General features: G+C 66.3%; 19 protein-coding genes. 14 read left to right on the top strand and 5 right to left on the bottom strand.

Going from position 1 to position 18155, the window contains the following annotated elements:
- The 5 genes from DDT93_RS13215 to pheT all read left to right on the top strand — a co-directional run.
- Positions 1–442, top strand: a 442-nt coding sequence (locus tag DDT93_RS13215; RefSeq protein WP_456297925.1) for a tRNA ligase subunit PheS family protein, incomplete at its 5' end; no start/stop codon positions are given.
- 114 nt (positions 443–556) lie between these two features.
- Positions 557–973 carry an ASCH domain-containing protein gene (locus DDT93_RS13210; protein WP_109466309.1) on the top strand — a complete coding sequence of 139 codons (417 nt, stop codon included), beginning with the start codon at positions 557–559 and terminating at the stop codon, positions 971–973.
- 91 nt (positions 974–1064) lie between these two features.
- Complete coding sequence (locus DDT93_RS13205) at positions 1065–1835, top strand: type 1 glutamine amidotransferase (RefSeq protein WP_157960165.1); 771 nt, start codon at positions 1065–1067, stop codon at positions 1833–1835.
- A gap of 114 nt (positions 1836–1949) precedes the next feature.
- Positions 1950–2228, top strand: coding sequence for a YrhK family protein (locus DDT93_RS13200; RefSeq protein WP_109466307.1), 279 nt, complete (start codon positions 1950–1952; stop codon positions 2226–2228).
- A 15-nt stretch (positions 2229–2243) separates the two neighbouring features.
- Complete coding sequence (gene pheT / locus DDT93_RS13195; RefSeq protein ID WP_109466306.1) at positions 2244–4640, top strand: phenylalanine--tRNA ligase subunit beta; 2397 nt, start codon at positions 2244–2246, stop codon at positions 4638–4640.
- 77 nt (positions 4641–4717) lie between these two features.
- Here pheT and DDT93_RS13190 read toward each other — a convergent pair whose 3' ends face one another.
- Together DDT93_RS13190 and DDT93_RS13185 are read right to left on the bottom strand one after the other, a co-directional pair.
- Positions 4718–5479 (bottom strand): ion transporter, encoded by a 762-nt coding sequence (locus DDT93_RS13190; protein WP_232825449.1) that lies wholly within the window; start codon positions 5477–5479, stop codon positions 4718–4720.
- 114 nt (positions 5480–5593) lie between these two features.
- Entirely contained in the window at positions 5594–6292 is a 699-nt protein-coding gene (locus DDT93_RS13185) for a glutathione S-transferase family protein (protein WP_109466333.1), read from the bottom strand.
- Between the two features lie 138 nt (positions 6293–6430).
- Here DDT93_RS13185 and mscL point away from each other — a divergent pair, with 138 nt between their 5' ends.
- Positions 6431–6862: a large conductance mechanosensitive channel protein MscL gene (gene mscL / locus DDT93_RS13180; RefSeq protein WP_109466305.1), complete on the top strand. Its 432-nt coding sequence runs from the start codon at positions 6431–6433 to the stop codon at positions 6860–6862.
- Positions 6863–6905: 43 nt separating this feature from the next.
- A complete protein-coding gene (locus DDT93_RS13175; protein WP_109466304.1) occupies positions 6906–8090 on the top strand; it encodes an MFS transporter in 1185 nt (394 codons plus the stop codon).
- A gap of 63 nt (positions 8091–8153) precedes the next feature.
- Here the strand turns inward: DDT93_RS13175 and ald are convergent, their stop codons facing one another.
- Entirely contained in the window at positions 8154–9272 is a 1119-nt protein-coding gene (gene ald, locus DDT93_RS13170) for an alanine dehydrogenase (protein WP_109466303.1), read from the bottom strand.
- A gap of 140 nt (positions 9273–9412) precedes the next feature.
- Here ald and DDT93_RS13165 point away from each other — a divergent pair, with 140 nt between their 5' ends.
- From DDT93_RS13165 to DDT93_RS13145, 5 genes are all read left to right on the top strand, one after another.
- Positions 9413–9871 carry an Lrp/AsnC family transcriptional regulator gene (locus tag DDT93_RS13165; protein WP_109466302.1) on the top strand — a complete coding sequence of 153 codons (459 nt, stop codon included), beginning with the start codon at positions 9413–9415 and terminating at the stop codon, positions 9869–9871.
- A 209-nt stretch (positions 9872–10080) separates the two neighbouring features.
- Positions 10081–11673, top strand: a complete 1593-nt coding sequence (locus DDT93_RS13160; RefSeq protein WP_109466301.1) for a glucan biosynthesis protein — start codon at positions 10081–10083, stop codon at positions 11671–11673.
- A 67-nt stretch (positions 11674–11740) separates the two neighbouring features.
- Complete coding sequence (locus DDT93_RS13155) at positions 11741–13321, top strand: GMC family oxidoreductase (RefSeq protein ID WP_109466300.1); 1581 nt, start codon at positions 11741–11743, stop codon at positions 13319–13321.
- A gap of 72 nt (positions 13322–13393) precedes the next feature.
- Positions 13394–14095 (top strand): aspartate/glutamate racemase family protein, encoded by a 702-nt coding sequence (locus tag DDT93_RS13150; protein WP_109466299.1) that lies wholly within the window; start codon positions 13394–13396, stop codon positions 14093–14095.
- Positions 14096–14179: 84 nt separating this feature from the next.
- A complete protein-coding gene (locus tag DDT93_RS13145; protein ID WP_109466298.1) occupies positions 14180–14908 on the top strand; it encodes a SpoIIAA family protein in 729 nt (242 codons plus the stop codon).
- 16 nt (positions 14909–14924) lie between these two features.
- Here DDT93_RS13145 and DDT93_RS13140 read toward each other — a convergent pair whose 3' ends face one another.
- Positions 14925–15866 carry a helix-turn-helix domain-containing protein gene (locus DDT93_RS13140; RefSeq protein WP_198654840.1) on the bottom strand — a complete coding sequence of 314 codons (942 nt, stop codon included), beginning with the start codon at positions 15864–15866 and terminating at the stop codon, positions 14925–14927.
- On the opposite strand from DDT93_RS13140, the gene DDT93_RS13135 reads away from it, so the two are divergent.
- Positions 15865–16896 carry an alpha/beta hydrolase gene (locus DDT93_RS13135; protein WP_109466297.1) on the top strand — a complete coding sequence of 344 codons (1032 nt, stop codon included), beginning with the start codon at positions 15865–15867 and terminating at the stop codon, positions 16894–16896. The two genes, DDT93_RS13140 and DDT93_RS13135, sit on opposite strands and share 2 nt — an antisense overlap.
- A gap of 202 nt (positions 16897–17098) precedes the next feature.
- On the opposite strand, the gene rpsU is transcribed toward DDT93_RS13135, so the two are convergent.
- Positions 17099–17305 carry a 30S ribosomal protein S21 gene (gene rpsU, locus DDT93_RS13130; protein WP_005614280.1) on the bottom strand — a complete coding sequence of 69 codons (207 nt, stop codon included), beginning with the start codon at positions 17303–17305 and terminating at the stop codon, positions 17099–17101.
- A gap of 116 nt (positions 17306–17421) precedes the next feature.
- On the opposite strand from rpsU, the gene DDT93_RS13125 reads away from it, so the two are divergent.
- A complete protein-coding gene (locus DDT93_RS13125) occupies positions 17422–18117 on the top strand; it encodes a COQ9 family protein (RefSeq protein WP_109466296.1) in 696 nt (231 codons plus the stop codon).
- Positions 18118–18155: the final 38 nt, after the last annotated feature.

Here is an 18155-nt window from a genome sequence, read left to right as displayed (position 1 = left end):
CCAGGTCGAGGGCCTCGCCGTCGACAAGGACATCTCGATGGCGAACCTCAAGTGGGTGCTGGAAGAATTCTTCTCGGCCTTCTTCGAGATCGACGGCATCAAGACCCGCTTCCGGGCCTCCCACTTCCCCTTCACCGAGCCTTCGGCCGAGGTCGACATCCAGTGTTCCTGGGTCGACGGTCAGCTGCGCATCGGCGAGGGCGATGGCTGGATGGAAGTGCTGGGCTCGGGCATGGTGCATCCCAAGGTGCTCGCCGCCGGCGGCATCGACCCCGAAGTCTACCAGGGCTTTGCCTTCGGCATGGGCATCGACCGGATCGCGATGCTGAAATACGGCATCCCCGACCTGCGCGCCTTCTTCGACAGCGACCTGCGCTGGCTGCGTCACTACGGCTTTGCCAGCCTCGACATGCCGACACTGCACGGCGGTCTCTCGCGCTGAGGCACGCGCGACCAGTTGACCGGATCGGACCGGGCTAAGTAGGGTGCATGTCAGTCATGCACCCTTTTTCGTTTTCGCGCGTTGAGCGGTGGAGACAGCCTGACGGGGCAACCCATGAGCGACCCGATTGCCAAGCTGAAAGAAAAGTACCCGGGTGCGGTGACCTACCGGTTCGGGGACAACGCGCTGTTGTGCGACGAACTGCTCGATCTCGTACGCGAGGGCCGCAAGCGGGCCACCTGCGCGGCCATGTGGCTGTTCGAGGTCGAACCGACAGCCATGCCGAGAGTGGGGCGCTGCGATATCGCCACCGACTGGGACGGCAACCCGGCGCTGGTGACCAAGACCACGGCGCTGCACCGCATCAGGTTCTGCGACGTGACCGAGGAGATGGCGCTGGCCGAGGGCGAGGACGACTCGCTCGAAGGCTGGCGGCGCGGGCACGAGGCCTACTTCCGGCGGATCGGGGAATTCGACCCCGAGATGATGGTGCTGTTCGAATACTTCGATGTGGTCGAGGTCGTGGAGTAGTCGCGATCTGGCACGCCCGGGTCGCGAAGCCGCGCGATGGGGAGAGCGCCCTGGCCTAGGCAGGGGCCTGTCCCCTCCTGTGAGTGCTACCATGCCCCGTATCCTGATCGTCGATTCCAATCCCTCCGACTGTAACGCCCGTCAGGTAGCCGGGGGCAGCGACGCCGCCGGGCAGGGCTACGCCCGGGCGCTCGCCGCCTGCGATCCGCATATCGAGACCGAGATCATCGCGCCCTATGACGGTGACCGCGCGGGCGATCTCTCGGTCTATGACGGTGTGGTCTTCACCGGATCGGCGGTCGAATGGAGCACGCAGGACGACCGGGTCGAACCGCTGGCCACGATCATGCGCGCGACCTTCGCGCTCGGCATCCCTGTGCTCGGATCCTGCAACGGGATGCAACTGGCCGCATCGGTGCTGGGCGGCGAGACGGGCGAGTCGCCCAATGGCAACGAGGTCGGTCTCGCCCGCGACGTGCGGATGACCGAGGATGGCTTGCGTCACCCCTATCTCAAAGGCCGGGAACAGGGCTACGCCGTTCCCTGCGTTCACCGCGACGAGGTCCGCCGCCTGCCCGAGGGCGCGGTGCTTCTTGCCGGGAACGCCCATTCGCCGGTGCAGGCCTTCGCCTACGAAAAAGACGGGATCCGGTTCTGGGGCAGCCAGTACCATCCCGAGTTCGTGCCGGGAAAGATCGGCCCCTACCTTGCCGGTTCGGGGCGCCTCGACCCCGAGGAGGGTGCGCTGCTGGCGGTGGCCGATCACGACGCCGATGCGGCGGAGCGGCTCGGCGTCCGGGCGGGCGAACTTGCCGCGCCGGTGCGGATGCTCGAACTGGCGAACTGGCTGGCGTCGCTCTGACCCGTCAACAGGACGCGCACCGGGGCGATGCAGGCCCCGTGAGCCTTGCATCTTTGGCCTTTCTTTGCCATTGCCAGCGCTGACCGTCACCCATCAGACCGGACAGGACCGGACATGCTGTTTCACAAGGACAGGCGCAACCAGAACCCCGAAAGCAGCCGCCTCTACGCGCTGTACGAGATCGCCTATACCGCGATCGACTTCGGCGCCGCGCTGACCTTCCTCGTGGGCTCGATCATGTTCCTGTCCGAGAACTGGCAGACCACCGGAACCTGGCTGTTCATCGCCGGTTCGGTTCTCTTCGCCGCCAAGCCGACCCTGCGGCTGGTACGCGAACTGAAGCTGGCCGCGATGGGTGACACCAAGGATTTGGCCGAGCGCCTCAAGAGCTGAGCAAGGATAAGACCCATGAAATTCACCCTGTCCTGGCTGAAGGATCACCTCGACACCACCGCAACGGTCGACGAGATCGCCGAGGCGCTGACGGACCTCGGCCTCGAGGTCGAGGAGGTCGTCAATCCGGCCGACGCGCTCAAGGGCTTTACCCTCGGCTACGTCAAGCACGCCGAGCAGCACCCCGATGCCGACAAGCTGCGGGTCTGCAAGGTCGACACCGACGAAGGCGAACTCCAGATCATCTGCGGCGCACCGAACGCGCGCGAGGGGATCACCGTCGTGGTCTGCAAGCCGGGCATGTATATCCCCGGTCTCGACATCACCATCGGCGTCGGCAAGATCCGGGGCGTCGACAGCTTCGGCATGATGGCCTCCGAGCGCGAGCTTGAACTGTCGGAGGAACATGACGGCATCATCGAGCTGCCCTCGGGCAAGGTCGGTGACAGCTTCGTCGACTGGCTGGCCGAGAACGACCCGGCCAAGGTGGATCCGGTGATCGAGATCGCCATCACCCCGAACCGCCCGGACGCGCTGGGCGTGGCCGGCATCGCCCGCGACCTCGCGGCGCGCGGCCTCGGCACGCTCAAGACCCGCGCCATCGAGCCGGTGGCGGGCACCTTCCCCTGCCCGGTGGACGTGACCATCGAGGACGACACGCTCGACGGCTGCCCGGTTTTCGCCGGTCGCGTGATCAAGGGCGTCAGGAACGGACCCAGCCCGCAGTGGCTGCAGGACCTGCTGCGCGCCATCGGCCTGCGTCCGATCTCGGCGCTGGTCGATGTCACCAACTTCTTCACCTACGACCGCAACCGCCCGCTGCACGTCTTCGACGTCGACAAGATGTCGGGCGGCCTGCGCATCCACCGCTCCAAGGGCGGCGAGACGATGGAAGCGCTGGACGAGAAAACCTACACCTTCCAGCCCGGCATGATGGTGATCTCGGACGCCAACGGCCCCGAGAGCATTGCCGGCATCATGGGCGGTGAAGTCACCGGCGTGACCGACGGGACCACCACGGTCTTCCTCGAGTCGGCCTTCTGGGACAACGTCCAGATCGCCCTGACCGGTCGCGCGCTCAAGATCAACTCGGATGCGCGCTACCGTTTCGAACGCGGCGTGGACCCCGAGTTCACCGTTCCCGGCCTCGAACTGGCCACGCAGATGATCCTCGATCTCTGCGGGGGCGAGGCGTCCGAGGTGGTTGTCGCGGGCGCCGTCCCGGATCACTCCCGCGCCTACAAGCTCGACACCGACCGCGTGCAGAGCCTCGTCGGCATGGAAATCCCGGCTCAGACGCAGGTCGCCACGCTGGAGGCCCTCGGCTTCCGCATGCAGGGCGACATGGCCCAGGTGCCAAGCTGGCGCCCCGACGTGCTGGGCTCTGCCGACCTGGTGGAAGAAGTCGCACGGGTCGCCTCGCTGACCCGGCTCGAGGGCCGTCCGCTGCCGCGCGTCACCGATGGCATTCCCGCGTCAGTGATGACCCCGATGCAGCGCCGCGAACAGGCGGCGCGTCGCACGGCGGCGGCGCTGGGTTACAACGAATGCGTCAGCTACTCCTTCATCGACCAGTCCAGCGCGGCGCTGTTCGGTGGTGGCGACGATGGCACGATGCTCGAAAACCCGATCAGCTCCGAGATGAGCCACATGCGGCCTGACCTGCTGCCCGGCCTGCTGCAGGCAGCGGCAAAGAACCAGGCGCGCGGGTTCCTCGACATGGGCCTGTTCGAGGTCGGCCCGACCTTCTTCGGCGGCGAGCCGCAGGAACAGAAGACCGTCATCAGCGGCCTGCTGGTGGGCCGCACCGGGCCCAAGGACGTGCACGGCGCAGCACGCCCGGTCGACGTCTTCGACGTCAAGGCCGATGCCGAGGCGATCCTCGCGGCGATGGGCGCACCCGCCAAGGTGCAGATCCTGCGCGGTGCCGAGGGCTGGTGGCACCCGGGCCGTCACGGCAAGATCTGCCTCGGCCCCAAGAAGGTGCTGGGCGTCTTCGGTGAACTGCACCCGAAAGTGCTCAAGGAGATGGACGTGAAGGGCCCGGCGATGGCCTTCACCCTCTATCCCGAGGAAATCCCGATGCCGCGCAAGACCGGCGCGACCCGCCCGGCGCTGGAACTGCGCGACCTGCAGGCGGTCGAGCGCGACTTCGCCTTCGTCGTGGATGGCGACGTCGAGGCGCTGACGCTGGTCAACGCGGCGGCCGGGGCCGACAAGGCGCTGATCGAAGACGTGCGCGTGTTCGACGAGTTCATCGGCGGCTCGCTTGGCGAGGGCAAGAAGTCCCTGGCCGTGACCGTCCGGATCCAGCCCAAGGACAAGACCCTGACCGAGGCCGAGATCGAGGCGGTCACCGCCAAGATCGTCGAGAAGGTCACCAAGGCGACCGGCGGCACGCTGCGCGGCTGACGCGGGCCAGACACGACAGCACGAAGCCCCGGGTCACTCCCGGGGCTTCTTCGTTGCTACCCCCAATTCCGTTGTGGCTAGACGTGGCCTTCAGTCTTGATGTGAATGGTCGCCCCGCAGTGCTTGCAGTGCACCGCGTCCGGGTCGTGCAGCTGAAGCCCGCAGGTGTCGCATTCCTCGCGGACCTTGGCAGGCCGGAACAGCACCGTCGCCAGTCGCAGGAACAGGGTGACCCCGACGATCATGACCCCGACCGAAAGCATCCTGCCGGAGGTGCCGGTCAGGGTGATGTCGCCGAACCCCGTTGTCGTCAGCGTCGTGACGGTGAAATAGAGCGCATCCGCGTAGTTCCCGATCTCGGGATTGGTCGGGTGCTGCAACACGTAGATCAGCCCGGTCATCACGAAGAGAAAGACGAAGAGGTTCACCGAGGCCAGCACCACCTGCTCGTTGCGCCGGAAGTAGGCAAAGTCCTTCCTCAGCCGCGAGGTCAGCTCGTAGGTGTGCAGCAATCGCAGCGTGCGCAGGACGCGGATGAACCCGAACCCCTCCCCGGCAATCGGCGCGAGGAACGAGGCAACCGCCACCATGTCGGCCCAGCTGGCGGGCCGCAGGAAGAAACTCTTCTTCTGCGGATCGATGGCAAGGCGGATCAGGAAGTCGCCGAGGATCAGGGCGCCGAGCAGGAAATCGATGACTTCGACCGTGGGGGTGTGGGGAAAGAAGGACGTGACGACGACAAACAGGATCGTCGCGAGGTCGAAGATCAGCAGGCCATAGCGGAAACGGTGGGCCGCCGGGGTGTCGGCGGTGTAGAGCATCCTCAGTCGGTTGAACACCTGCGGTCCTTTCCGGCTTGTCTCGATCCGGACTTTATAGGGCAGCAGGGCGCTCTCGCTCAATCGTGCAGGGGACAGACCCGGGAACCTGTTGCTCCCGGGTCCTGAGGGGCATCAGCCGCGCGGCGGGATGTTCATGCCCTTCTTCACGGCGGGGCGCGCCATGAAGCGGTCGACATAGGCGATCAGGTTCTTGTGGTCGCTCCAGCCCACGACCTCGCGCGCGCCGTAGAAGTCCAGCGAGTTGACCCAGGGGGCCAACGCGATGTCGGCAATCGAGAAGTCGCCCGCGATCCAGTCGTGGCCTTCCAGCTGCTTCTCCATGACCGCCAGCAGGCGCTTGGCCTCGTTGATGTAACGCTCGCGCGGGCGCGGGTCCTCGATCTCGCTCCCGGCGAACTTGTAGAAGAACCCGAGCTGGCCGAACATCGGGCCGACACCGCCCATCTGGAACATCAGCCACTGGATCACATGGGCCTTGTCGGCGGCGGTCTTGCCGATCAACTTGCCACTTTTCTCGGCAAGGTAAATCAGGATCGCGCCGCTCTCGAACAGGCCGATGGGCTCTCCATCGGGGCCGTTCGGATCAATGATCGCGGGGATCTTGTTGTTTGGGTTCAGTGAGAGGAACTCGGGGCTTTTGACGTCGGCGTCGGCCAGCGTGACCTTATGCGCCTCGTAGGGAATTTCCATTTCTTCCAGTGCGATGGAAACTTTTACGCCATTCGGAGTTGGAAAGGAGTAGAGTTGCAGCAGCCCGGGATTTGTCGCGGGCCATTTGCGGGTGATGGGAAAATCGGTGAGAGCTGACATCGAGGACTCCATTGCGAAACTTGCGGGGGAAGCTAAGGCTTTTTCCCATGGATAACAGCCTTGGTTCGGTGCATCGGCGCGCTTCACCCTGTGTCTGGGTGAACAGGTGCCGGGGCCGGATCTATCGAGGGACTAGGAATGATTCAGGAATTCAAGAAGTTCATTGCCAAGGGCAACGTGATGGACATGGCGGTCGGTATCATCATCGGTGCCGCCTTTACGGCGATCGTGTCGTCGCTGGTCGCCGACATCATCAACCCGATCATCGGCCTTTTCACCGGGGGCCTGGATTTCACCAACAACTATTTCGTTCTGTCCGGTGACGTACCGGCGAACGCCAGCCTCGAAGCCGCGCGCGCAGCGGGTGCCTCGATCTTCGCCTATGGCAGCTTCATCATGGCCGTGGTCAACTTCCTGATCATCGCATGGGTGGTCTTCCTGCTGGTCAAGATGGTGAACCGGGTCAAGTCGCTGGCAGAAAAGCCCGAGGATATCGCCCCCGAGGTTCCGGCCGGCCCTTCGGAAAAGGACATCCTGATCGAGATCCGCGACGCCCTGCAGGCCCGGTGAGGGCAGGACAGACACGCGATTTCGCTTTGCGCATGAGGCGCAGATGATCCTTTCGGAAAGGACACGCACGATCTCGGTTCTCGGGATCGTGCAAATTTTTGCATGGGGCTCCAGTTTCTACCTCCTTGCCGTGCTCGCCGCACCGGTCGAGGCGGAAACCGGCTGGTCCGCCGGGCTGGTCAGCGGTGGCCTCTCGGTTGGTCTGCTTGCGGCGGGACTCGTCTCGCGCCGCGTGGGCCGGGTGATCCAGGCGCAGGGCGGTCGACGGGTGCTCTCGACAGGCATGGGCCTGATCGCGCTGGGGCTGGTGATCATGGCACTGGCGCAGAGCGAGGCCGTCTACCTGCTGGCATGGTTGCTGACCGGGATCGGCATGGGCGCCGGGCTCTACGACGCTGCCTTCTCGACCCTTGGGCGGATCTACGGCGCGGGCGCGCGCGGGGCGATCACCGCTCTGACCCTCTGGGGCGGTTTCGCTAGTACGGTCTGCTGGCCGATCTCGGCCTTTCTGGTCGAGGCGCTGGGCTGGCGCGGCACCTGCCTCGCCTATGCCGCGCTGCACCTCTGCGTGACCCTGCCGCTCTGCTGGTTCGCGCTGCCCCGGGTGCCGCCCGAACTGGCCCACCGGGTCGGCGGCGGGCCCGAGGGCGGACGCCCCGCGCACATGGACCCGCGGTTCTGGTGCATGGCGCTCACCGGTATCCTGCTGGCGGTGCTGTCCTCGCTGTGGATGGTGCACCTCATGTCGATCCTCACCTCGCTGGGCCATTCGCTCGCCGCCGCCGTTTCGCTCGGCGCCTTGATCGGACCGGCGCAGGTCGGAGCGCGGGTGGTCGAGATGATGGGGCGGGGCCGGCATCATCCGATCTGGACGCTGCTGGTCTCGACCGGACTGATCCTCTTCGGTTTTGCCGGGCTCGAGCTTGGCCTCCCGGCCGCCGCCGCGCTGATCGCCTTCGGCGGGGGCAACGGGCTCTGGTCCATCGCGCGCGGTGCGCTGCCGCTGGCGGTCTTCGGGCCGGAGGATTACGCGCGGATCATGGGGCAGATCGCGATGCCGGTGCTGCTGGCCTCTTCGGCCGCGCCGCTGGCGGGGGCCGTGCTGGTGGCACGGATCGGGCCGGAGGGGACGCTGGGCGTTCTCATCGCGCTATCTCTCGCCGCGCTTGCGGTCAGCCTGACGCTCTACGCGCTGATCCGGCGGGACCGGCAGGGGGTGCCGGGATGATCAGGGGTGCACGGGGCGGTCTGGACACCGTCCCGTGCACCTGGTTGGAGGCGGGGCTGGGGATCAGGCCCGGATCGCCTCCAGGGGAGAGATGGTGTCGATGCCAAGCGCCTCGCCGACAGCCGCGTAGGTCAGCTTGCCGGCATGGACGTTCAGGCCGTTCATCAGGTGCGGATCGTCGGCGCAGGCCTTTTTCCAGCCCTTGTCGGCAAGCGCCAGCAGGAAGGGCATGGTGGCATTGCCAAGCGCGATGGTAGAGGTTCGTGCGACCGCGCCGGGCATGTTGGCGACGCAGTAGTGCATGATGCCCTCGACCTCGTAGATCGGATCTTCGTGTGTGGTGGCGTGCGACGTCTCGAAACAGCCGCCCTGGTCGATCGCGACGTCCACGATGGCCGCGCCGTGCTTCATGGTCGCCAGCTGGGCCCGGGTCACCAGCTTGGGCGCCGCCGCGCCGGGCACCAGAACCGCCCCGATCACCAGATCGGCTTGCGCGACCATGTCCGCGGTGTTGCCCGCGCTGGCGTAAGAGGTCTTGAACTGGCCACCAAACACATCGTCAAGGTAGCGCATTCGGGGCAGCGACCGGTCCAGCACGGTCACATCCGCGCCCATGCCCGCGGCCACACGGGCCGCATGGGTGCCGACAACGCCGCCGCCGATCACCACGACCTTGGCGGGCGACACGCCGGGCACGCCGCCGAGCAGCACACCGCGACCGCCGTTGGCCTTCTGCAGGGTCCATGCGCCAACCTGCGGCGCCAGCTTGCCCGCAACCTCGGACATCGGCGCCAGCAACGGCAGGCCACCCTGCGCGTCGGTCACGGTTTCATAGGCGATTGCAGTACAGCCGGAGGCCAGCAGGTCATTGGTCTGGGCCGGATCGGGCGCAAGGTGGAGATAGGTGAACAGCAGTTGCCCCTCGCGCAGGAGGCGGCGCTCGCTCATCTGCGGTTCCTTGACCTTGACGATCATATCGGCCTCGGCAAAGACCTCCTGCGCCGTTCGCAGGATCGTCGCGCCCGCAGCCACGTAATCCGCATCGTCAAAGCCCGAGCCGACACCCGCGCCAGCCTCGACAACCACGCTGTGCCCGTGGGCGACGGCTTCGCGCGCGGCATTCGGGGTCATCCCGACCCGGAATTCCTGCGGCTTGATCTCGCGGGGGCATCCGATTTTCATTGTTGACCTTCCCTGTGCTGATTTTTTCACCACTATGCGCCCGGCCTTTTGCAATTTCCGTGAGAATATCGGTCGTGAAAGGGGGTTGACTTCGAAGCCTCTTCGAAAAATACGGCGCTATCTGCAAAACTCGTGCGCCAATGACCCTCGACTCGATAGATCGCAACATTCTCTCCGCGCTTCAGCGCAACGGACGCATGTCCAACGCCGACCTCTCCGAGCAGGTGAACCTGTCGCCGTCGGCCTGCCATCGCAGGGTGCAGAGGCTGGAGAGCGAGGGGTACATCAAGGGCTACGTCGCACTGCTGGACGCCAAGAAGCTTGGCGTGTCCACCGTGGTCTTCGTCGAGATCACCCTGCAGGGCCAGTCCGACGAGGTGCTCGATGCCTTCGAAAAGGCGGTTTCTCGCATCCCCGACGTGCTCGAATGCCACCTGATGGCGGGCACGGCGGACTACATCCTCAAGATCGTCGCCGAGGATACCGAGGATTTTGCGCGCATCCACCGCCAGCATCTCAGCCGCTTGCCGGGGGTCGCGCAGATGCAGTCGAGCTTTGCCCTGCGGACCGTCTTCAGGACAACGGCCTTGCCCGTCTGACCGCGGTGGCGTTCACCGGGTCGGGACGAGAGGCCACGGGCTTTGCCGCCCAAGTGTGCAGATCGCCGGACCCCGGACCGCCAGCCGGGCAGATGCGCCGCCATTTCGGGCGGGAGACTGCCGAATCCAGTCCTGTTGCAAACGCCGCATTGCGTTTTCCCTCTGCCCTATCATTTCTGTCGCCATTGGCACACTGACCCGGGATTATCATGTCCGACACGACCCTTACCCGCCGCGATGCTCTGGCATCCGCCCTCGCTGCGGGCGCCTTCTATCTGCTGCCCGACGTTGCCCGCGCAACGACACCCGTCGAGGGCCCGGCAGAAGCCTTCTCCTTCGAACTTCTGAAAGAAAAGGCCCGCCTGCTGTCGCGGCAGGATTTCAAGCCCGCGCGCATCGCCGAGGCCGAGACGCTCGACAAGCTCGACTACGACCGCCACAACCAGATCCGGTTCAAACCCGACCGCAGCCTGTGGAAGGGTCAGGCGGGCCGCTCGCCCGTCCAGTTCTTCTTCCCCGGCCGCTACTTCAAGGAATCCATCAAGGTCTACTCCGTCGAGGGCGGCATGGCCCGCGAGGTGCTGTTCTCCAAGGGCCTGTTCGATATCCCCGAAGACAACCCGGCGAAATCGCTGAAGGATTCCGTGGGCTTCGCAGGCTTCCGCGTGCAGGACGAGACCTCGGGCCTCGACTGGATGGCCTTCCTTGGCGCCTCCTACTGGCGGACCTCGGGCTACAGCGGCCAGTTCGGCCTGTCGGTCCGGGGCCTCGCACTGGACACGGCCGTCGCCACCGGCCCCGAGGAGTTCCCGCGCTTCACCCGCTTCTGGCTGGAACCGCAGAAGAACGGCGGCCTCGTCGCCTATGCCCTGCTCGAGAGCCCGCGCGCGACCGGCGCCTATCGCATCTCCTCGTCGCGCGACAAGGGCGTGATCCAGGACATCGACGCGACCCTCTTCCTGCGCGGCGACGTCGAGCGGCTGGGTATCGCGCCCCTTACCTCGATGTTCTGGTACGGCAAGCAGAACCGCAATCTCGCGCCCGACTGGCGGCCCGAGGTGCATGATTCCGACGGCCTCGAGATCCACGATTCCGAGGGGCGCCGCACCTGGCGTCCGCTGAACAACCCGCCGCGCACGATGGCCAACGCCTTCATGGCCGACAACCTGCGCGGTTTCGGGCTGATGCAGCGCGAGCGGAGCTTTCAGGAATACCTCGACGACGGCGTCTTCTACGAAAAACGCGCGAGCGCCTGGATCGAGCCCAAGGGCAACTGGGGCAACGGTGCCGTCTCGCTGGTCGAGATTCCCACCGACGACGAGATCCACGACAACATCGTCGCCTTCTGGACCCCGGGCCCCCGGGCCGCGGCGGGCAGCCGCTACGATCTGGCCTATCGCCTGCACTGGGCCGAAAGCTGCCCGGTGACGCCCGACACCGCCTGTTTCACCGCGACGCGGATCGGTGCGGGCGGCGTTCCCGGCCAGCCCAGACCGGCTGGCGTGGCCAAGATGGTCTGCGACTTCGATCCGCACGGCTTCGACGGACTCGGGCGCGGCGACGCCGTCCTGCACGTCTCGGCCTCGCAGGGGCTGGTGGACAACACCTCCGTCTATCCGGTGGCGGGTGAGGACTACTGGCGCGCGATCTTCGACATCGATTTCTCGGCCCTGCCGGAGAACAACGATGATCCGATCGACATCGCGGCCTATGTCGAGGTGCGCGGCAAGGCGATGACCGAGACGCTGCTGCTGCAGCTCTTCCCCTCGCAACTCCGGCGCATCGTCGGCACCCGCGCCTGACCGGCGGCGGAGTTCGCACTTGCACCCTCCCGGCGGCTCGGAGAAGGTTCCGCCGGGAGGAACGTGAATGACCTGGGACCATATCGTCATCGGCGCGGGCAGCGCCGGCTGCGTGCTGGCGAACCGGCTGAGCCGGGCAGGGCGCAAGACGCTGCTGCTGGAGGCCGGGGGCCGCGACAACTACCATTGGGTCCACGTTCCGATGGGGTATCTCTACTGCATCGGCAATCCCCGCACCGACTGGATGTACCGCACGGCGGACGAGCCGGGCCTGAACGGGCGTTCCCTGCTCTACCCGCGCGGCAAGGTGCTGGGCGGATGTTCCTCGATCAACGGCATGCTCTACCTGCGCGGACAGGCGGCCGATTACGACAACTGGCGCCAGATGGGCTGCACCGGCTGGGGCTGGGACGACGTGCTGCCGCTGTTCAAGCGGGTCGAAGATTACGTCGACGGGCCCAGCGACATGCATGGCGCCGGGGGTGAATGGCGGGTCGACAACCAGCGGCTGCACTGGGATGTCCTCGACGACTGGATCGCGGCGGCCGAGGCCGAGGGTCTGCCGAAGACCGATGATTTCAACACCGGCAACAACGAGGGCGTCGGCTACTTCCGGGTCAACCAGAGAAACGGCTGGCGCCTGAACACCGCCAAGGCGTTTCTCCGGACCGCCCCCAAGGACAAGCTGCAGGTCGAAACCGGAGCGCATACCACCCGGCTGCTGATCGAGGAGGGCCGCTGCGTCGGGGTCGAGTACCGGCAGGGCGGCGTCCTGAAAACCGCGCGCTGCGGCGGCGAGGTCATCCTTTCGGCGGGCGCTGTGAACTCGCCTCAGATCCTGCAACTCTCGGGGATCGGGCCGGGGGCGTTGTTGCAGGACCACGGCATCGACGTGCTGCGCGAGGTCGAGGGGATCGGGGGCAACCTGCAGGACCACCTGCAACTGCGCTGCGCCTGGCGGCTGACCGGGGCCAAGACGCTGAACACCATGGCCTCCAGCCTCTTCGGCAAGGCGATGATCGGGCTTGAGTACATGCTGCGCCGCACCGGGCCCATGTCGATGGCGCCAAGCCAGCTGGGCGCGTTCTCCAAATCGCGCCCGGATCTCGAAACGCCGGATCTCGAATACCATGTCCAGCCGCTCTCGCTCGAGGCTTTCGGCCAGCCTCTGCACGATTTCCCGGCGATGACGGCCAGTGTCTGCAACCTGCGTCCCGAGAGCCGGGGACAGGTCCGTATCGTCTCGCCGGACCCGGCGACCGCCCCCCGGATCGCACCGAACTACCTCTCGACCGAGGGCGACCGCGCGGTCGCGGTGGCGGCGATCCGTCAGGTGCGCCGGATCATGGCCCAGCCCGCGATGGCCCGCTACCGGCCCGAGGAAATGAAGCCGGGCCTGCAGGCCGCGACCGATGCCGAGCTCGAGGCTGCGGCCGGGGACATCGGCACCACGATCTTTCACCCGGTCGGCACCGTGCGCATGGGCGCTGACGACTCCGCGCCGCTCGATCCTCAGCTTAGGCTGCGCGGCGTTGGGGGGCTGCGGGTCGTCGATGCCTCGGTGATGCCGACGATCACCAGCGGCAACACCAATTCGCCCACCATCATGATCGCCGAGAAGGCGAGCGAGATGATCCTCGCGGGCTGACGGGGCTCCCTTGTAAAGCACGCGATTCAGTCGCAGTCTGCTCGCAAGCAATGGCCCTGAGGAGGCGCAGGCATGCACATCGGACTGGTTGGCGGTATCGGGGTCGCGGCGAGTCTCGTCTACTACCAGCGGCTTGCGGCGGCGGTCGAGGCCAAGGGCGCGCGCCTGCGCATGACCCTGTCCCACGGCGACATCCATACGCTGATCCGCAACAACCTCGCCGATATCCGCGAACCGCAGGCCCGGATCTTCGCCGACCAGATCGCAGAGCTGAAAGGCGCGGGCGCCGAGATCGCGGCGCTGACCTCGCTGGGCGCGCACTATTGCTTTGACGAACTGGCCGCGATCTCGCCGCTGCCGCTGATCTCGGCGGTGACGCCGCTCGACAGCTTCTTCGCGGATCAGGGGATCGGGCGGATCGGCCTGCTGGGCACCCGCGTGGTGATGCGGACGCGGCTCTTCGGCCAGCTGGAGCGTACCGAGGCGGTCGCGCTGGATGACGAGATCGAGACCATCGGCCAGACCTATCAGGATGTCGCGGTCGCGGGGCGGTGCAGCGATGCGCAGCGCCAGCTGTTCCTTGAGGCGGGCCGCCGCATGGTCGCGGAGCAGGGCGCCGAGGCCATCGTACTCGCCGGAACGGACCTGAATCTCGCCTTCGACGGGCAGGATCCCGGCTACCGGGTGATCGACGCGCTGGATGTGCACGTCGCGCTGCTGGCCCGCGTGGCCGCCGGCGAGGTGGATCTGGCATCGCTCACTGCCGGAGGATGACCGGCACCTCGGGGTGATTCAGGTCAAGGCCCGGCCCGGAGCAGAGGGGTAGGCTGAGACCATGACCTTGAGGAGATCGAACCGATGATTGAACAGAGAGACACCGGCCACGAGGACCTGCTGGAATTCCGCATGTCCGGCGCGGTCACCGACGAGGACTACAAGACCGTTCTTGTCCCGGCCATCGACAAGGCCATCGAACAGTCAGACCGGATCCGCGTGCTGATCGTGCTCGAAAGCGACCTGAAGGACTTTACCCTCGGCGCGATGATGGATGACGCACGGACGGGGCTCAAGCACTGGCGCGGCTTCGACCGGGTCGCCGTTGTCACCGGCTCGGCAGGCATGCGCCGCACCATCAAGGCATTCTGGGTCTTCATGCCCTGCCCGGTAAAGGTCTTCGCCCCGGATGAGGTCGACGAGGCGCGGCGCTGGCTGGTCGAGTCGCTGGGCGCCATCCACCAGACAGACCTTGGCGGCGGCGTCCTCCACCTCCAGCTGCGCGGCCAGCTCGACGGTGCGGTCTACGCCGAGGAGGCCGGCGACCTCGACGCTTTCATCCGCCGGAATGACCGGTTCCGCCTGTTGCTCGACATCCGCGAGTTCGACGGCTGGCAGGGCCTCGGCGCCATTGGCGATCACCTCAGACTGGTGCGGGATCATGCCGGGCTGGTGGACCGTGCGGCAATCGTCGGCGATGCCGGGTGGCAGCGCATGGCCGCCGAGGTCGGCAAGCGGGTCCTGAAGGGCGAGGTGCAATACTTCCCCGCAGAACAGATGGACGCCGCCAAGGCGTGGCTGGCGGAAAGCTGACGCGCCCTGATCGGACCTATCTTGAGAGCTGCGCGGTGCGGTAGTCCCGTGGCGACATGTCGAACCGCGCGCGGAAGCTGCGGCTCAGATGCGCAGAGCTGGAAAAGCCGCGGGCAAAGCCGATCTGGGTGATCGACAGACCGGCGAGGGCCGGGTCGGCCAGATCGGCACGGACGGCTTCAAGCCGCAGGCGCTGGATGCGGGCGGCAACGGTTTCGCCCTCGTCCTGGAACAGCTGGTGCAGGTAGCGGAGCGACACGCCAGCCATCGCGGCAAGTTCGACAGGTCCGAACTCGGCATCCGCGTAATGGGCCTCGACGAGCCTGCCGATGCGCTGCAACAGCGACTGCCGCGCGCCGGACGGCGAGGGGCGCTCGATTCCATGCGCCGAGTTGGCAAGGTCTTGCAACAGCGCGAGCCCCAGCGCATGGCGTGCCGCGCCATCGAAGTCGGTCATCAGCGAGTCGAGCGCGGCGACCCGCGACCACAGCAGCGCGCCAAAGCCCTGCCGGCTGTTCAGCAGACCCAGCGGCAGATCGGACCGCCCGGTATGCCGGTGCAGCATGTCCTTGCCGATGAACAGGGTGCACTTGTCCAGCGGTTCCAGCACCTCGAACTCGATCGGCCTGGCCGAGTCCCAGATCAGCGCAGATCCGGCGCCAAGTTCGTAGGCCTGATCGCCCTGCCGCACCCGTTCGCGCCCGCTCCTCAATATCAGCACCCCGTAGAGCCCGTCCTCGGCCCCCCGGATCGCGGCGGGATCGCGATACCCCGCGCAAGGCGCGCAGCGGCAGTTCACGATGCTCAGCGTGTCGGTCTGAAGCGATTGCAGCTCGGCATGAAAGTCGGCGCTGCGGGGCGGACGCATCCGCCACGGCAGGTGGGTCTCCCCCAGCGCTGTCGTCCAGGCGTCGAAACGGTCCTGCGCGCCAGCCTGCGCCGTGCTCCAATGCTCCATGCGGTCCTCCCGGCGGCCCCCTCCCCGAGGTCCGCTGCACGGATGGTCAACAATTAGCGCGCTCCGCGTCAAGCGGCATCGCGGGGATTGCCCTAGTTTCCGGCCACTCGAACGGGAGGAGGAAACGTTCATGAAAACCGATATCAGCTTCAATACCGAGGACGGGGTCGCTCTGGCCGCATGGTTCTTTGCCGCCAAGGGGGCCACAGGCCCGGCGCCGACCGTGATCATGAGCCACGGGTTCTCGGCCACCAAGGAAATGCACCTGCAGGGGTTCGCCGAGACCTTCCAGACCGCCGGAATGAACGTGCTGGTCTACGACAACCGCAACCTCGGCGACAGCGCGGGCGAACCGCGTGGAGAGATCGACCCCGAGCAGCAGATTCGCGACTACCGCGATGCCATCACCTATGCCCAAAGCCGCGACGACGTCGACGGCGAGCGCATCGGGATCTGGGGCTCGTCCTACAGCGGCGGTCACGTGCTGGTCGTCGCGGCCAAGGATCGCCGGGTGAAATGCGTGATCAGCCAGGTGCCCCTGGTGCAGGGTCTCGACAACGCCCGCCGGCTGGTCCGGTCCGATCACTGGCTGGGTCTGCGTGCCGGATTCGTCGCCGACCGGCAGGGGCGGATGCGCGGCGAGGCGCCGCTGACGCTGCCGGTCGTCGGCAACGGGCCCGAGGATCCCTGTGCCCTGCCGACCGATGACAGCCGCGAGTTCTTCACCTCGCTCCCGCCCGAGAACCTCGGGTCGTGGAAGAACGAGATCACCCTGCGGTCGATGGAAATGTTCACCGAGTATGAACCGGCCGACTACATCAGCCGGATCGGGCCGACGCCGCTGATGATGGTCGTGGGGCGCTACGACCACCTGACACCGGCGGACATGACGCTGGCGGCCTACGAGCGCGCGCTCGAACCCAAGAAGCTGCTGATCCTCGATTGCCACCACTTCGAGGCCTACACCGGCGAGATGTTCAGGATCTCGGCCCCGGCGCAATGCGCATGGTTCGTCGAGCACCTGATGTAGCGGTGTGACCTGTCGGGGCCGTTCCCTTTTGCGCGGCCCCGTCCCGGTTCGGGCCCTGCAATCCCCTCACGGGGTCCGGACCGGATTGCCGCCGCCGCGCGGGCGGCCCCTTTAGAAGCGAACCCCCAGAAACGAACAACCCCCGAAGGCGTCTGCCACGGGGGTCGTCAAATTCTTTCGTGTCGCAATGCCGTAGGGCTGCTTAGAGCAGACCTTCACGCTGCGCTTTCTTCCGAGCCAGTTTCCGGGCGCGGCGGATCGCTTCAGCTTTCTCGCGCGCTTTCTTCTCGGACGGCTTCTCGAAATGTTGCTTGAGCTTCATTTCGCGGAATACGCCTTCACGCTGCAGCTTTTTCTTCAGGGCACGGAGCGCCTGATCGACATTGTTGTCGCGAACACTAACCTGCATGTGGTTGTCACCACCTTTCTAGTTTAAAGTTGCAAGGAATTTGCAGGAGGTGGCTCTATAGCAAGATCATCCTATCTTGTCCAGCACCCGGGCGAATGCATCCAAGGAGAGCCGAGATGGACGCGACATCGGAAACCCTGACAGACCGGTTGCTCGATGCGGCGCTGGTTCACGTGGCCTTTGACGGCTGGAGCGACACCACGTTCCGGGCCGCGGCCGACGACGCCGGAATCCCGCTCGCGCAGGCGCGCGCGGCCTGCCCGCGCGGGGCCGTGGAACTGGCGATTGCCTATCACAAGCGCGGCGATGCCGCGATGGTCGAGCGGCTGAAGGGGGCAGATCTCGCCTCCATGCGAATCCGCGACCGGATCATTTCCGCGATCCGCTACCGCCTCGAAGCGGTGACCGACCGCGAGCTGGTGCGCCGTGGCACCACGCTGTTCTCGCTGCCGCAATACAGCGGCGACGGCGCCCGCGCGATCTGGGGCACCGCCGACCTGATCTGGGACACCCTCGGCGACAGTTCCGACGACTACAACTGGTACACCAAGCGCGCGACGCTCTCCGCCGTCTACTCGGCCACCGTGCTCTACTGGCTGGGTGACGACAGCGAGGATCATCGCGCGACATGGGAGTTCCTCGATCGGCGGATCGAGAACGTGATGCAGTTCGAGAAGTTCAAGGCCGACGTGAACCGCAGCCCGGTCCTGAAGCCGCTGCTGGCCGGCCCCAACTGGCTCCTGAGCCATATCAAGGCGCCGTCCGCGGACCGGATGAAGGGCTTCCCCGGCTGGACCGCACCGCGCCGCTGACCCGATTGCGATACCGGCGCGGATCGGACAGAGTGCGC

Source organism: Albibacillus kandeliae (assembly GCF_003116585.1).
Taxonomy (GTDB): Bacteria; Pseudomonadota; Alphaproteobacteria; order Rhodobacterales; family Rhodobacteraceae; genus Albibacillus; species Albibacillus kandeliae.
The sequence above is the reverse complement of the archived record's forward strand: the minus strand, read 5'-3'. Positions and strand labels throughout refer to the sequence as shown.

Coding starts and splice junctions, on each gene's coding strand:
- DDT93_RS13125 (WP_109466296.1), top strand. CDS start 17,422: ATGGACGCGACATCGGAAACCCTGACAGACCGGTTGCTCGATGCGGCG.
- DDT93_RS13150 (WP_109466299.1), top strand. CDS start 13,394: ATGCACATCGGACTGGTTGGCGGTATCGGGGTCGCGGCGAGTCTCGTC.
- DDT93_RS13200 (WP_109466307.1), top strand. CDS start 1,950: ATGCTGTTTCACAAGGACAGGCGCAACCAGAACCCCGAAAGCAGCCGC.
- DDT93_RS13155 (WP_109466300.1), top strand. CDS start 11,741: ATGACCTGGGACCATATCGTCATCGGCGCGGGCAGCGCCGGCTGCGTG.
- DDT93_RS13140 (WP_198654840.1), bottom strand. CDS start 15,866: ATGGAGCATTGGAGCACGGCGCAGGCTGGCGCGCAGGACCGTTTCGAC.
- mscL (WP_109466305.1), top strand. CDS start 6,431: ATGATTCAGGAATTCAAGAAGTTCATTGCCAAGGGCAACGTGATGGAC.
- DDT93_RS13210 (WP_109466309.1), top strand. CDS start 557: ATGAGCGACCCGATTGCCAAGCTGAAAGAAAAGTACCCGGGTGCGGTG.
- rpsU (WP_005614280.1), bottom strand. CDS start 17,305: ATGCAGGTTAGTGTTCGCGACAACAATGTCGATCAGGCGCTCCGTGCC.
- DDT93_RS13135 (WP_109466297.1), top strand. CDS start 15,865: ATGCGGTCCTCCCGGCGGCCCCCTCCCCGAGGTCCGCTGCACGGATGG.
- DDT93_RS13160 (WP_109466301.1), top strand. CDS start 10,081: ATGTCCGACACGACCCTTACCCGCCGCGATGCTCTGGCATCCGCCCTC.
- pheT (WP_109466306.1), top strand. CDS start 2,244: ATGAAATTCACCCTGTCCTGGCTGAAGGATCACCTCGACACCACCGCA.
- ald (WP_109466303.1), bottom strand. CDS start 9,272: ATGAAAATCGGATGCCCCCGCGAGATCAAGCCGCAGGAATTCCGGGTC.
- DDT93_RS13165 (WP_109466302.1), top strand. CDS start 9,413: ATGACCCTCGACTCGATAGATCGCAACATTCTCTCCGCGCTTCAGCGC.
- DDT93_RS13205 (WP_157960165.1), top strand. CDS start 1,065: ATGCCCCGTATCCTGATCGTCGATTCCAATCCCTCCGACTGTAACGCC.
- DDT93_RS13145 (WP_109466298.1), top strand. CDS start 14,180: ATGATTGAACAGAGAGACACCGGCCACGAGGACCTGCTGGAATTCCGC.
- DDT93_RS13185 (WP_109466333.1), bottom strand. CDS start 6,292: ATGTCAGCTCTCACCGATTTTCCCATCACCCGCAAATGGCCCGCGACA.
- DDT93_RS13175 (WP_109466304.1), top strand. CDS start 6,906: ATGATCCTTTCGGAAAGGACACGCACGATCTCGGTTCTCGGGATCGTG.